This window comes from Bacteroides sp. AM37-9, assembly GCF_003603455.1.
GTDB classification, from domain to species: Bacteria; Bacteroidota; Bacteroidia; order Bacteroidales; family Bacteroidaceae; genus Bacteroides; species Bacteroides xylanisolvens.
Genome location: NZ_QTNF01000052.1, coordinates 1 through 15045, shown reverse-complemented (window position 1 = coordinate 15045; position 15045 = coordinate 1). Strand labels below are relative to the sequence as shown.

The window sequence follows — 15045 nt, the reverse complement described above, 5'->3', positions numbered from 1 at the left end:
TTTATGTGGATTTAACAATCCAAAAGAGCTATCTTTTTTATCGACAATTTTACGGTCTTCTTGTTTGTGATACAATAAGTAATTACTCTAAAATTACTGTAACTCTAAAGTAACAATGGACTTAGCAGGAAGTTTTACCTTCATTGTACCTTTATTGATTTTTACCTCTTTGAAAGGTGCCGGTTTTACAATATTAGGTTTTTCAAAAGAATTGTAATCGGTCAGTTTGGAAGCGGTCAGAATCTCTCCGATAGCTTTCTTGGCTTTCGTATCACCCAGATTGATGGTGATTTCCTGCGCTTCATCAGCATCTACATTGGAAAGAGAAATATGGATCACCCCATCTTTATTTTTGGAAGCTGTGGCGCTCACCATCGGTACAGTGCGATTATCACGTACACTTATCTTTTCGCAGGTCAGGTCGATAGGAAGATAAGTGGCATCCTGGTGTACTTTATACATCTTGAAGACATAATAAGTAGGCGTCAATACCATTTCTTTGTCTTTCGTCAGGATCATCGATTGAAGTACATTGACAATCTGCGCGATATTTGCCATTTTCAGGCGGTCTGTATATTTGTGGAATACATCAAGACTTAAAGAAGCCACGAAAGCATCACGCAACGTGTTCTGCTGATACAGATGTCCTTTGATGGTTCCCGGTTCTTCATCCCACCAGGTTCCCCATTCGTCCAGTAAGAGAGCGATTTTCTTGTCCTTGTCATATTTGTCCATGATGGTACAATGTTTCTTGAGTACATCTTCCACTTCCAGACATTTGCCCATCGTCCAGTAATAATCATCCTTGTTGAATTGAGTGGCTGATCCTTTGCTGCCACTCCATCCGGTTACGGTATAATAGTGTAGAGAAAGACCGTCCATCCGGTGTCCTACACGATTCATCAATACATCTGTCCATTTGTAATCATAGTCACTTGCGCCACTGGCAATCTTGAACAGACGGTTGCCGTCATAATTGCGGCAATAAGTAGAATAACGACGATATAAGTCTGCGTAATATTCCGGACGCATGCTGCCACCGCACCCCCAGCTTTCATTTCCTACGCCGAGATATTTCAATTTCCATGCTTTGTCGCGACCATTCTTACGGCGAAGGTTGGCCATAGGCGAGTCTCCGTCAGAAGTCATATATTCCACCCATTTGGCAAGCTCTTCCACTGTGCCGCTACCTACATTTCCACTCACGTATGGTTCGCAACCCAGCATTTCGCAAAGATTCAAAAACTCGTGCGTTCCGAAACTGTTGTCTTCAATGGTTCCGCCCCAGTTGTTGTTCACCATCTTCGGACGGTTCTCTTTCGGACCAATGCCGTCCATCCAGTGGTATTCATCGGCAAAGCATCCGCCCGGCCAGCGAAGAACGGGAACGGACAAGTCTTTCAGTGCATTGAATACGTCTGTGCGATATCCCTTGATATTAGGAATATCCGAGTTTTCGCCTACCCAAAGACCGCCGTAGATACATGAACCCAGGTGTTCGGCAAACTGGCCGTAAATTTCCTTCGGTATGATTTCTTTGCCTTGGTCGGCATGTACGGTTATGGTAGCACTCTTTTGTGCAGAAAGAGATACGGATGCTGCCAGAAAAGCCGTGCTGACTAATAGTTTTGCTTTCATAAATGGTATTTGTTTAATGATTATTTTTTACCACAGATTACGCAGATTATCACAGATTGATTTTATTCTGACTACTATCATGTTATAACCCATAAATAATCTGTGTTAATCCGTGTAATCTGTGGTGACTTCTATTTTAGTAAACGAACTTCATAGACGGCAGAGGTCCATTCTGTCCCGTCAGGGATAAAACGTATCGGACAACTACCCGTATTCAATTTTTGAGGCAAAACGTATGAAAGGGTTATGAAACCGTCTTTATCCGCTTCACTGACAGTTGGATGAACAGCCAACTTTTCGTTATTCAAAAGAATAGCCACTTTATTGCGGTCATCTTTCCGTACCGTAATCAGGAGGCGGCTTGCTTCTTCTTTCACTTTCAACTGATAGCCGAACCAACCTTTAGCACGTCGGAAATGCCGGTCTTTATTCGTCCCTGTTTCTGCCTGCTCATACTGGATGCCATGATCAGACTCCGGCTGCTGTTCGCCAGGGAAGATCAGGTCAATGGTTTGATTAGCTAATTCCGTTGCTTTTCGTTCAGCCGTTGCCATCTCTTCCTGAATCGCTTTAAACTGCTCTTCGCTTGCCTGCCGGAAATAAACGGCATAACGGGAATTATGCAGGCGGAAGAACGGGACGAGTTCCAATGCTTTGCCTTGTGCAGGATAAACCTCTCCGTTATAGTTGAAAGTAATCCGGCTATTCTGTTCTTTCTGAAGAGATTTGCAGATTGAATCTGGATTTCCTATCAGCATCGGGACTTCTTGCAAAGGAATTTGTTTGCCATGAGCGATATGTCCGCCACGGCTGTCATCGGCATATAAACCGTCAAGATGTTCTGTGCCTGTGGAAGCTGCAAGAACGATCGGACCATATAAGAAAGCATAATAATCTTTCTTGTCGGGAATCTGTTCCACGCTGACTTTCATAGGCAAGTGGAAAGTAACGACATCTCCTTTTTTCCATTTGCGGGAGAGAGGAAGATATTGGTTACCTTTTGCCATAATGAACATTTTTCTTTTTCCATTGATGCTGACGCTATATCCTTTGGATTGGTTCGCCCATTCCGGAATACGTATCATTAAAGTATGTTTTTTCTTAGGCGCTTCATCTATTCGCAAAGTTACCTTGCCGTCATCAGGGAAACAGGTTTCCTGTGTCAAAGTAATGCCTTGCTCTTTCCAGGTCAGTTGTGAAGGAATGAAGAGATTGACATAAAGAGTGTCTTTCCGATACGCATAGATAAATTCACCGTATTTGGTATGATTCTCCAAGCCTGAACCTACACAGCACCACATTGATGTTTCCGGTTGTGAGTACACACGATAGTGTCCCGGACGCATAGGAGTGAAGTAGACAAATCCACCTTTATCCGGCTCTTGTGACGCTAGAATATGATTGTAAAGCGCACGTTCGTAATAGTTTACGTAGTTGGGATCAGGTTCGTTTGTTTGATTCGGATTGTGAGAATTCTGATAAAGCATTTTGGTAAGACGGAGCATGTTGTAAGTATTACAGGTCTCCGGTCCTTGAACGTCGTTCAGCATGGACGTGAAGTTATCCGACGGATGGAAATGTTCGCGGACGCTATTTCCTCCGATGCAGACAGAACGGTGATTGACTACCGTGTTCCAGAAAAAACGGGCGGCATGATCCCATTCTGCAGCATGATTCCAATTCTTGTCGTCTTGTGAAAGTTCGGCTATTCGCTTGTAGCCGATCACTTTCGGAATCTGTGTGTTGGCGTGCATCCCCGTCAATTTGTCTTCCTCTTTGATAAGCGGGTCTAAGATAAGCTTGTGAGAGAAACGGCGTGCCAGTTCCAGATACTTCTTGTCGCCTGTGATTTCGGCCACGTCAGCGAACGTTTCGTTTAATCCGCCATGTTCGCTACGAAGCATATCCTGCATTTGTTCGTCGCTCAAGCCGGAAGTGATATCGATCATCCAATCTGTAAAAGCGATAAGCATTTGGCGTGCAAGGTCGCTTCCTGCATAGAGATATGCATCCCGCAATCCGGCGTAAGTCTTATGTATGTTGTATAGAGGCACCCATTTGCCGTTAAGGTCGAAACCTCCGGCACGGATCTTTCCTGCTTTTATATCTTTCCAAAGTTGAAGGCTTCCCGGAGTTCCTCCGATGAATCCTGTGCCGACAGTTTGTTGTGCCCGGTTCAACTCATTCAGCATGTAGTTGAGGCGATTATAGACTGCGGTATCTCCGGTGGCGGCATACATCATGGAAAGTGCGGATAAATAATGTCCGCCGATATGTCCGTCCAATCCGGTATTTTCCCAATTGGTGTAGCTGGGGGCTTTAGGCTGTAACCCTGCTTCGCGGAGAAAAGGAGCGAGCAGACGGTCGGGGTCTAATGCAAGTATGTAATGTAAATCAGTCTGTTGAGCTTGCAGAAACGGACTATCCAATAGTTTCACATTCTGTAAAGGGAAGTAAGACACTTGTGGGGCGTTTTGAGCTTTGCCCAGTGAGATGGACAGCACAAGTGCAAGTATGAACGAGGTGGTTTTCATGATAATAGTCTCCCCATCTCCCTCTCCAAAAGAGGAGAGGGGTGGAGATAATTAATGTTTGTACTTAGTTAGAATTGACTCTTGATAAACAGCGATTTATCGACAATCTTTGATGAACAACAATGGATTGCCGACTGTCAATTATTTAAATTTGACTGCTGCCTCTTCGATAGGCAATCCTGCCTTATAGTTTTCGATGTATGTATTGAAGCCGGCTACATCTTCGGGCGTAGGTGATACCTCGATACCCGCGTCACCGACAAATACACTTTCATCCAGAAAATCGGCAAGAGATTGTTTCTTTTCATTGTTCACGAGGTAAGAACCTAACAGGGCAATACCCCAGGCACCACCTTCGCCGGCTGTTTCCATCACAGAAATAGGCGAGTTGATAGCTGCAGCAAGTATTCTTTGACCTACTCCTTTGGTTCTGAATAATCCTCCGTGACCAGTAATTCTGTCCACTTTGATTTTTTCTTCGTTGAACAGGATATCGTTGCCAATCTTGAGTACTCCTACTGAAGCATACAGGTGAGTCCGCATAAAGTTTGCCAGGTTGAATTTGTCATTTGCCGAACGTACAAACAACGGTCTTCCGTCAGCAAATCCAGTTACAGGTTCGCCTGAAATATAATTGTATGAAAGCAAACCTCCGCAATCGGTATCACCGGTGAGCGCAATATTGTAAAGTTTGCTATAGATTTCATCCATATTTACAGGTATGCCCAGAAGCTCCTGATATTCCTTGAACAGGTTGACCCATGCGTTGAGATCAGAAGTACAGTTGTTGCAATGCACCATGGCTACCAGACTTCCGTCAGGAGTGGTCACCATGTCAATCATTTCGTATGGCTTCGACAAATCTTTCTCCAATACGATCATAGAGAATGAAGAAGTACCTGCCGATACATTTCCGGTGCGTTGTTTGACTGCATTGGTTGCCACCATTCCGGTACCTGCGTCTCCTTCCGGCGGACAAACCGGTATTCCTGCCTTCAAATGACCCGATACATCGAGCTTTTTACTTCCTTCCGGAGTAAGGACACCAGCATTTTCACCTGCCGACAATACTTTAGGCAGAATATCTTCCAGTTTCCAGCTATATTCTTTCGGAGCAATCAATTTATCGAACTTAGCCACCATTTCAGCCGAATAGTTGTGGGTTGTCGGATCGATAGGGAGCATACCCGATGCGTCACCGATACCCAATACCTTTTCGCCAGTTATCTGCCAATGCACATAACCTGCCAGAGTAGTCAGGAAATCAATGTCATTCACATGTGCTTCATTGTCCAGGATAGCCTGGTACAAATGAGAAATGCTCCATCGCAGCGGAATGTTGTAGACAAACAGTTCTGATAAGGCTGCTGCTGCCCGACCTGTATTCGTATTTCTCCAAGTGCGGAAAGGCACGAGGATTTCTTCTTTTTTATTGAACGGCATATAACCATGCATCATGGCGCTGACACCGATAGCAGCCAGCGTCTCAATCTCTATGCCATATAAGTTCTTTACGTTAGCGCGAAGGTCAGCATAGCAATCTTGCAGTCCCGACCAGATAGCTTCAATATTATAAGTCCAAAGTCCGTCAACTAACTGGTTTTCCCAAGTGTGGCTACCTTGAGCAATAGGCTTGTTTTCTTGGTCAATCAAAACTGCTTTAATTCGTGTTGACCCCAGTTCTATACCAAGAATGGCTTTGCCTGCTTCGATGGTTGATTTTGCATCTAATTTCATGTTGAAATCAATATTTTAAGGTATAACGATAATGATAGAAAAAATCAAGTTTCGCAGGTACTTAATAATTGGATTAAGCTCTTGCGAAACTTGAGAGATCGGCTTTTTAGCAAAGCGCTTTATTCAACATGTAATACACTTCGTTCATGCGCAGTTCTTTCTTGAAGCAGCTGATCGTAGTATCCTTGTTGATATGTACCATTTCGATACCTGCGATTTCAGCATAATCTTCCCAATATTCTGCTGTCAGGTCGTAAGAGAAGCAAGAGTGGTGAGTTCCACCAGCCAGGATCCATGCACCTGCACCTACTTCGAGGTTAGGCATCGGAATCCAGAGAGCAGAAGCAACCGGCAACTTAGGCAGCGGTTTCGGTTCGATACATTCCACATCGTTCACAATCAGACGGAAGCGGTTACCCATATCTACTACTGTAGCAGTGCATCCTGCGCCTGTCTTTGAAGTAAATACCAATCTTGCTGTCTGGCTTTTGCGGATACCTATACCGAGGAAGTGTACTTCCAGGCGAGGTTTGTTGGCTGCGATAAGCGGGCAGATTTCCAACATGTGTGACTGCAGGATAGAGCTGTTGGCACCGTCGAAGTTCAGTGTATAGTCTTCCAAGAATGAACAACCTTTGGGAAGTCCCTGATTCATTACCCATACCGTACGGTAAAGAGCAGCCGATTTCCAGTCTCCTTCAGCGCCGAATCCGTAACCTTCCGCCATCAGACGTTGTGAAGCAAGCCCCGGGATCTGATCGAAACCATTGTATTCGATGTCGCCCAAATCGTCGAAGTTGGTCGTAAATCCTTTAGCACCTTTAGCTTTCAGGATAGCACGCATGGCAAGTTCTGCTTTAGCGGCATTCCATACTTTTTGATAAGCTTCAGTCGATTTGTCTTCCAAAGAAGCATCGTGGTCGTATTCTTTGAAGTAGGTAGCTACCAACGTATCTACATCTTCATTCTTGATTTCTTTGTGGTATTCCATCAATTCGCTTACCGGGCAATAATCTACATGGTAACCCATACGTTGTTCAGCTTCCACTTTATCACCGTCGGTTACAGCTACATTGTTCATCTGGTCGCCGAAACGGATAATCAGCATATCTTGTGAGTCTGCCCAACCGGCACAAACACGCATCCAGACAGCGATCTTGTGCAAAGTGTCTTCCTCTTTCCAGTAACCTACCACTACTTTACGACGGATGCGCATACGGGTACAGATATGTCCGAATTCGCGGTCACCGTGAGCTGACTGGTTCAGGTTCATGAAGTCCATGTCCATTGTATCCCAAGGAATTTCCTTGTTGAACTGTGTGTGCAGGTGTAACAATGGTTTCTTCAACTGTTGCAGACCATGAATCCACATCTTAGCAGGAGAGAAAGTATGCATCCAAGTGATTACACCGATACATTTTTCATCGTTATTGGCTGCTTTGAATACAGTTTCCACTTCTTTAGAAGAGTTGGCAGTACCTTTGTATACCACCTTGACAGGGAGTTTACCGGATTCATTCAGTCCGTTTACCATTTCATTAGAATGTGCGTCTACTGCGATTACTGCGTCACCTCCGTACAGAAGCTGTGCTCCTGTTACGAACCATACTTCATATTGATCAAATACGTTATTCATAATGTTATTGCTTTAATTTTTAATATTTGTTTTTTTAATTGTTACTGTCCATAATAAGCATTCGGACCATGCTTGCGGCTGAAATGTTTTTCTACCAGCAATGGGTTCATTGTTAAATTCGGGTTTACCGCATAAGCGATACTTGCCATTTTGGCTACCTGTTCCATTACCACGGCGTTGTGTACAGCATCGTGCGCATCTTTTCCCCAAGAGAAAGGACCGTGATTCTTCACCAATACTCCCGGTGTATGTACAGGATTCAATCCTTCAAAACGTTTCACTATCACATTACCGGTTTCCAGTTCGTAAGCGCCTTTCACTTCCGCTTCCGTCATATCTGCCGTGCAGGGAATGGCGTCATGGAAATAATCCGCGTGAGTCGTTCCGATGTTCGGAATGTCGCATCCCGCCTGTGCCCAGGCAGTCGCATAAGTAGAGTGGGTGTGTACCACTCCGCCAATCTCCGGAAATGCTTTGTAAAGTACTACGTGAGTAGGAGTATCCGAGGATGGCTTCAGTCGTCCTTCAACGACCTTGCCATCCAAATCCACTACTACCATATCTTCGGCTTTCATATCATCATAACTTACACCACTGGGTTTGATTACTACCAATCCGCTTTCACGGTCGATAGCAGAGACATTGCCCCAGGTAAAGATGACTAATCCATGCTTTACCAATTCAAGATTGGCATGAAATACTTTTTCTTTTAGTTCTTCCAGCATAATGATTATATTTTAAATTTCGGGTCTTTGCGGTAAGCCTTGCCGTTGAACTTATACAAGGCAGCGCCCCGTTTGGAACCCAGTTTATCAATTTTATCAGTCTTTTCTATATAATCCATTTCAGCCACTCTTTTACGGAAGTTCCGTTTATCCATTGTTTCACCGTAAATGGCCTCATATAAACTTTGTAATTGGGATAATGTAAAGAGTTTCGGAAGCAGATTGAATCCGATAGGTTCTACGGATGCTTTCTGTTTCATCAGTTCCCGTGCTTTTTCTACCATTTCAGGATGGTCGAAGATAAGCGGGGGAAGTTCGTTCATATTCACCCAGTAAGCATTGTGCTTCTGAACCAGTTTTCGGTCATACTCATTGATGTTAATCAATGCATAGTAAGCCACGGAGATAACCCGTTCACCCGGATCGCGGTCGATTGCTCCGAAAGTTCCTACCTGTTCCATGTAAACGTTTTCCAGTCCGGTAAGCTCATGCAATACACGTTTGGCGGCATCATCCACACTTTCATTGTTTTGCACAAATCCTCCCATCAGTGACCATTCACCCATTGCCGGCTCGAAGTTTCTCTTCAACAATAGCAAGCTGATTTCCCCTTCGTTGAAACCAAAGATGATACAGTCGATGCCGACATAAAAGGTGGGATTCGAGCTATAATAAGCCTCCCCCCGGTTCTTTCCAAAAGAGAGGGAGTTTGAGCTTATCATTGACTCTTGTGAATTATCTTTATCCATTTAGATTGTGATTTTAGTTATAATAAACCAGTCTTTCCGTTGGCAAGACTATTTTTAGCTTCCTTCAACCTTTCCCAAAGAGAAGATTGAAGGAAGGGCTTATTTTTTACCAGAAATACCAGTAGAAAGCACCTGTAATAGCCAGGATAATTACAGTATGAATAATATCCCAGTGATTCCAGCTAGCACGTGTAGCAGCTTTTTGTTCTTTGGTAGCCGTACCGAATACCAGTCCCTGAATCTTTTCTGCAGTCGGAGCTTTGGTTGCCAGGCTGACTACGATTACTACAATAATGCAGAACAAGAACATCCATCCACAGAAGAATAACCAATTCATATCATAGAACAAATATTTGAATGTAGAATCTGCTACTTCACCTGCATTGCTATAATATACTTTTGCACCGAGGCGAGTTAAACCGATTACCATACCAGCAATCAATCCCCACATACCACCCTGGGCGGAAGTACGTTTCCAACAGATACCCAGTAAGAAAGCCGCAGCGATACCTGGTGCCAGTACGGATTGAACGTCCTGCAAATAAGTATAAAGTACATCGCCTACACTACGCATGATAGGAATCCAGAGAATACCTAAAATAACGATTACAACCGTTGCAACCTGACCGATACCTACCAGTTTCTTCTCCGGAGTTTCCGGTCTGAAACGTTTGTAGAAGTCGATAGTAAACAGCATGGCTGACGAGTTAAACAGAGATGCAAGAGAACTCATCAAGGCGGCAAGAATACCACATACTACCAAACCTTTCACACCGGCAGGAAGTAATTTGGCTACTAATGTCGGGAAAGCGGCATCAGCATTTGCTGTTCCGTTGGCCAGCATCGGCAAGAAACCTTCGCCACCGGCACCGATATATTTTTGATGTAATGCAAATGCGATCATACCAGGAATCAAGAAAAGGAATACAGGCAACAATTTCAGATAAGCACCGAAAATAGTACCACGACGAGCTTCCATTTCATTTTTACCTGAAAGTACACGTTGAACGATGAACTGGTCGGTACACCAGTACCAGAAACCGATAATAGCCGAACCGATCAAAGCGCCCAACCAAGGGAAGTTTGCATCATCATTGCTACGGATCAGGTTAGTCATTGTATCACCGTAATCATTTACGGTAACAGCCCCACAGACTCTCATCATTTCGTCCCATCCACCTAATTCTTTGAAGCCGAGTACCAGAATTATTAATGATCCTAGCAGTAGGATAGGGGTTTGAAGAACAGAAGTGTAAAGAACTGATTTCATACCACCGAAGATCGTATAAAGTGCAGTTAACACTACCAGACCGATAGCTGCAATCCAGAAGAAATCAATTCCCCAAAGCTCTTTGATACCGAATACTTGTTGGAATACAAGACCACCGGCATATACAGTCACAGCTACTTTGGTTAACACATAACTTACCAAAGAGATGACCGACAGGATGGTACGTGATTGAGGATTATAGCGGCGTTCCAGAAATTCCGGCATTGTATATACCATGCTTCGTGTGTAGAAGGGTACAAACACCCATCCCAGAATCAAGATCATCCATCCCTGAATTTCCCAGTGTGCCATAGCCATACCACTGGATGCACCGGCTCCTGCCAGTCCGATCAAGTGTTCCGAACCGATGTTGGATGCGAAAATAGAGGCACCGATCGCAAGCCATGTTGCGTCGCGTCCGCCCAAGAAATAATCTGCCGAGTCATTTTGTTTTTGTCTGACTACCCAAACAATAATACCGATCAGAGCCAGAAAAAAGACTCCGATTACTAGCCAATCTAATGCTTCCACAATAAATATGATTTATGAGTTAATATTATTTCTCTACAGAAAATTTGAAAATACATTCACTATTATAAGTTTGTCCCGGTTCCAGTACAACAGAAGGCCAGTCTGCCTTGTTAGGACTGTCAGGATAATGTTGTGTCTCCAGACACACAGAAGCACGTTGGTTGTAAACGATGCCTTTCTTTCCGGTTACGGTTCCGTCGAGGAAGTTTCCTGTGTAAACCTGTACACCCGGTTCGTTGGTATATACTTCCAGAGTAATACCGCTTTCAGGTGAGGTGAGTTTTGCAGCAACTTGCGAAAGATCTCCCTTTGTGTTGAGTACCCAGTTGTGGTCATATCCTTTTCCGTTCTTCAGTTGAACGAAATCGTAGTTGTCGATCTCTTTGCCTACAGCTTTCGGAGTGGTGAAGTCCATCGGAGTGTCTTTCACCGGAGCGATTTCGCCTGTAGTCATAAAGGTGCTGTCTACTGGGGTATAGTAGTCTGCGTTCACATACAATATATTGTCGGTTGAAGCTTTTGACGGATCACCAGCCAGGTTGAAGTAAGAGTGGTTGGTCATATTGATGATCGTCTTTTTATCGGTAGTTGCGCTATATTTGATGTCGATAGCGTTGTCTTCAGTCAGTTTGTAAGTCACTTTAGCTGTCACATTACCCGGGAAGTTTTCGTCTCCGTCCGGTGAGACAAGTGTCAGTTCCAGCGTTGTCGGATCAATCAGATTAGCTTCATAAACTTTGTATTGCCAACCTTTCGGACCTCCGTGCAGGCAGTGGCCGAAATTGTTTTGCGGCAGTTGGATCGTGTCACCGTCCAATGCGAAACGTCCTTGGTTGATACGGTTTGCATAGCGTCCGATAGAAGCACCGAAGTCGCTGGGTACATTAATATAGTCAGCAATGCTGTCAAAACCTAAAACTACATCTTGCATCTTACCGTTCTTGTCGGGTACCATGACAGACACGATACGTCCTCCGAAGTTAGTGATGCATACTTCCATGCCTGCCTTGTTCTTTAAGGTGTAAAGAGCTGTTTTGGCATTGTTCACTTCTGTTTGAAATTTTACCGGATCAAGACCGGACAAGGTCAGCTCGGAAGCCGGCTTGTTATTGCACGCAACCAGCATCAGCGCGGCAAATCCTGCAAGTAGAAAATGTTTTTTCATGGTTTTATTTTTAATGTAAATGAGATATTTATCTTATTTTGGGTGTAAAAGTAACACTTTTGTTTGGTGTATCAAATACACTCTTGTATGTTATGCAGCATAAACGGTATATTTTATGATTTCCCATACACCTTATTATATATATAAATGTACGCTTTCCATCCGTTTATTTTTCATATAATAGAGCGGGTTAATAGGTGTTTTTTGATCTGGTTTCGTATTATAAATATCAGATACGGATGGAAAATTGTGCAAATGAATGGAATTTGATCCTTTTTGACCGATATACACCTGTTAATGATAAAATCGGGTACAGGGAAAATAGAGAATCTGATTATCTTTGCATTTTAACTATATATAATTTTTTATTGAGAACCATGAGAAGATACGCAAATTTATTGGCAGTAGTAGCCTTGTCTACTAACCTTGCGCTTCATGCGCAAACTAATGAGTTGGTGATACAGACGAAGAAGCTGGGTGCAGAAATCCAACCTACTATGTACGGACTCTTTTTTGAGGACATCAACTATGCTGCCGACGGCGGACTTTATGCCGAACTGGTGAAGAATCGTTCCTTTGAATTTCCACAACACCTGATGGGATGGAAAATGTATGGAAAAGTATCCTTAATGAATGATGGCCCTTTTGAACGCAATCCGCATTACGTGCGCCTTTCTAACCCCGGACATGCACATAAACATACCGGATTGGATAACGAAGGTTTCTTTGGTATCGGTGTCAAGAAGGGGGAGGAGTATCGCTTCTCCGTTTGGGCGCGTTTGCCGCAAGGAAGTACGAAAGAAACATTGAGAATCGAACTTGTAGATACCCAATCAATGGGCGAACGTCAGGCGCTTGTCGCAGGGAATCTTACGATTGATTCTAAGGACTGGAAAAAATACCAGATAATCTTGAAGCCCGGCAGTACTCATCCGAAATCCGTACTTCGTATTTTCCTTACTTCCAAAGGAACAGTAGATTTGGAGCACGTCTCTCTTTTCCCGGTTGATACTTGGAAGGGACACGAAAATGGTCTTCGTAAAGATTTGGCACAAGCATTGGCGGATATTCATCCCGGAGTCTTTCGCTTTCCCGGTGGTTGCATTGTAGAAGGTACCGACCTGGAGACTCGTTACGACTGGAAAAAATCAGTTGGCCCGGTAGAGAACCGTCCCTTAAATGAAAATCGTTGGCAGTATACTTTTACTCACCGATTCTTCCCTGATTATTATCAAAGCTATGGATTGGGATTCTACGAATATTTCCTGCTGTCTGAAGAAATGGGTGCGGCACCTCTGCCGATTCTGAATTGCGGACTTTCCTGCCAATATCAGAATAATGATCCGAAAGCTCACGTAGCCGTTTGTGATTTGGATAACTATATTCAGGATGCACTCGATCTGATTGAGTTTGCTAATGGAGACGTGAATACCAAATGGGGAAAGGTACGTGCCGATATGGGACATCCTGCACCGTTTAACCTGAAGTTTGTCGGTATCGGTAACGAACAATGGGGAAAAGAATATCCCGAACGTCTCGAACCGTTTATCAAAGCCATTCGTAAAGCTCACCCGGAAATTAAAATAGTAGGTAGCTCCGGTCCGAATTCCGAAGGAAAAGAATTTGATTACTTGTGGCCTGAAATGAAACGTCTGAAAGCCGATTTGGTGGACGAACATTTTTATCGTCCCGAAAGTTGGTTCCTGGCACAAGGTGCCCGCTATGATAACTACGATCGTAAAGGTCCGAAAGTCTTTGCCGGCGAATATGCCTGCCATGGAAAAGGAAAGAAATGGAACCATTATCATGCTGCTTTGCTCGAAGCTGCTTTCATGACCGGATTGGAACGTAATGCTGACATCGTTCACATGGCTACCTATGCTCCGCTTTTCGCTCATGTGGAAGGATGGCAATGGCGTCCTGATATGATTTGGTTCGATAACCTGAACTCTGTGCGTACCACTAGCTATTATGTACAACAACTGTATGCACAAAACAAAGGAACAAATGTACTTCCCCTTACCATGAACAAGAAAAATGTAACGGGAGCCGAAGGACAGAACGGACTCTTTGCCAGTGCTGTTTTCGATAAGGATAAGAATGAACTGATTGTAAAGGTTGCCAATACTTCCGCCACAATACAGCCAATTACCTTGAATTTTGAAGGATTAAAAAAACAAGATGTATTGTCTAATGGCCGTTGTATCAAACTTCGTTCGATTGATTTGGATAAGGATAATACACTTGAGCAACCTTTTGCCATCGTTCCGCAGGAAACTCCGGTATCTATTGAAGGCAACGTGTTTACTACCGAACTGGAACCCACTACGTTCGCGGTATATAAGTTCACGAAGAAATAAGTAGAACTAATTAGATGTTATTAGACCAATAGGTTCTAGATTTTTGTTAATTGTAAAAAGTAAGGGCGGCTCCCATCACGGAAGCCGCCCTTCTTGATGTATAGTTATGTTATGATCATAATAACTTTTCAGGATGAGTTAGTTCTTCTACTAGCTCATATACAGTAGTACAAGGCTTGTGAGCCGCATAATCTGTTCCCGAAAATGATTCTCTTAAGCGTTGAGCGTGTTTGATAGCTAATGATTCATCTCCTATACGTTGTAATATGTCGAAAGTTTCCGGTGATTTCTTTTTATATCGGTAGTTTGAATCATTTGTTCTATTTTGTATTTCCCTTTCTATTTTCTCAATGTATTGAGAACGGGATATGCCGGTATCCAAATATTGAAAATGTAGATAATACCAAAGTTCGAATGACTCATTAGACCATGCGCAAAGAATATGATTCTTTTTTGCAAGCTGTATGGCGTCATTGAAATCATTAAAGTCATCCTTATCAAAAACAGCCCATACCCTGTCAAACTCTTTATTTGATTTATCACGAATAGCTATGGTTTCTTTGATAAGACTGACTGTACCTTGTCCCTTACCTTCAATTGTAACCTCACGGATATCCGAATAACGGTCTTTTATTAAAGCCTTGAAATGTAACCATACTATTTTCCGCCACGCCAATTTTATCGGCTGTCTTTCAGCCGA

General features: G+C 43.5%; 10 protein-coding genes. 1 reads left to right on the top strand and 9 read right to left on the bottom strand.

Annotated features, from left to right (window positions below; all coding sequences use genetic code 11):
- Positions 1 to 93: 93 nt before the first annotated feature.
- The 8 genes from DW862_RS23900 to DW862_RS23865 form a co-directional block, all read right to left on the bottom strand.
- Entirely contained in the window at positions 94 to 1638 is a 1545-nt protein-coding gene (locus DW862_RS23900) for an alpha-N-arabinofuranosidase (protein WP_120070910.1), read from the bottom strand.
- A 131-nt stretch (positions 1639 to 1769) separates the two neighbouring features.
- On the bottom strand, positions 1770 to 4172 hold the full coding sequence (locus tag DW862_RS23895; RefSeq protein WP_008021902.1) for a glycoside hydrolase family 127 protein: 2403 nt from the start codon (positions 4170 to 4172) through the stop codon (positions 1770 to 1772).
- A 141-nt stretch (positions 4173 to 4313) separates the two neighbouring features.
- A complete protein-coding gene (locus DW862_RS23890; RefSeq protein ID WP_120070907.1) occupies positions 4314 to 5909 on the bottom strand; it encodes a xylulokinase in 1596 nt (531 codons plus the stop codon).
- Between the two features lie 106 nt (positions 5910 to 6015).
- Positions 6016 to 7545: an L-arabinose isomerase gene (gene araA / locus DW862_RS23885; protein WP_120070904.1), complete on the bottom strand. Its 1530-nt coding sequence runs from the start codon at positions 7543 to 7545 to the stop codon at positions 6016 to 6018.
- Between the two features lie 41 nt (positions 7546 to 7586).
- Entirely contained in the window at positions 7587 to 8270 is a 684-nt protein-coding gene (locus tag DW862_RS23880; RefSeq protein ID WP_004309172.1) for an L-ribulose-5-phosphate 4-epimerase, read from the bottom strand.
- Between the two features lie 5 nt (positions 8271 to 8275).
- Entirely contained in the window at positions 8276 to 8992 is a 717-nt protein-coding gene (locus DW862_RS23875; protein WP_008770909.1) for an NUDIX domain-containing protein, read from the bottom strand.
- A gap of 133 nt (positions 8993 to 9125) precedes the next feature.
- Positions 9126 to 10820 carry a sodium:solute symporter gene (locus tag DW862_RS23870; RefSeq protein ID WP_004314122.1) on the bottom strand — a complete coding sequence of 565 codons (1695 nt, stop codon included), beginning with the start codon at positions 10818 to 10820 and terminating at the stop codon, positions 9126 to 9128.
- Between the two features lie 25 nt (positions 10821 to 10845).
- Entirely contained in the window at positions 10846 to 11985 is a 1140-nt protein-coding gene (locus DW862_RS23865) for an aldose epimerase family protein (protein WP_004309169.1), read from the bottom strand.
- Positions 11986 to 12362: 377 nt separating this feature from the next.
- On the opposite strand from DW862_RS23865, the gene DW862_RS23860 reads away from it, so the two are divergent.
- Positions 12363 to 14345, top strand: a complete 1983-nt coding sequence (locus DW862_RS23860; protein WP_120070930.1) for an alpha-L-arabinofuranosidase C-terminal domain-containing protein — start codon at positions 12363 to 12365, stop codon at positions 14343 to 14345.
- A gap of 115 nt (positions 14346 to 14460) precedes the next feature.
- Here the strand turns inward: DW862_RS23860 and DW862_RS23855 are convergent.
- Positions 14461 to 15045 (bottom strand): RloB family protein (locus tag DW862_RS23855; protein WP_133304343.1); only part of this gene is annotated, 585 nt, incomplete at its 5' end.

Excerpts from the sequence above, each read along its gene's own strand:
- DW862_RS23900 (WP_120070910.1), bottom strand. The coding sequence starts at position 1,638 with ATGAAAGCAAAACTATTAGTCAGCACGGCTTTTCTGGCAGCATCCGTA.
- DW862_RS23865 (WP_004309169.1), bottom strand. The coding sequence starts at position 11,985 with ATGAAAAAACATTTTCTACTTGCAGGATTTGCCGCGCTGATGCTGGTT.
- DW862_RS23860 (WP_120070930.1), top strand. The coding sequence starts at position 12,363 with ATGAGAAGATACGCAAATTTATTGGCAGTAGTAGCCTTGTCTACTAAC.
- DW862_RS23895 (WP_008021902.1), bottom strand. The coding sequence starts at position 4,172 with ATGAAAACCACCTCGTTCATACTTGCACTTGTGCTGTCCATCTCACTG.
- DW862_RS23875 (WP_008770909.1), bottom strand. The coding sequence starts at position 8,992 with ATGATAAGCTCAAACTCCCTCTCTTTTGGAAAGAACCGGGGGGAGGCT.
- DW862_RS23880 (WP_004309172.1), bottom strand. The coding sequence starts at position 8,270 with ATGCTGGAAGAACTAAAAGAAAAAGTATTTCATGCCAATCTTGAATTG.
- DW862_RS23890 (WP_120070907.1), bottom strand. The coding sequence starts at position 5,909 with ATGAAATTAGATGCAAAATCAACCATCGAAGCAGGCAAAGCCATTCTT.
- araA (WP_120070904.1), bottom strand. The coding sequence starts at position 7,545 with ATGAATAACGTATTTGATCAATATGAAGTATGGTTCGTAACAGGAGCA.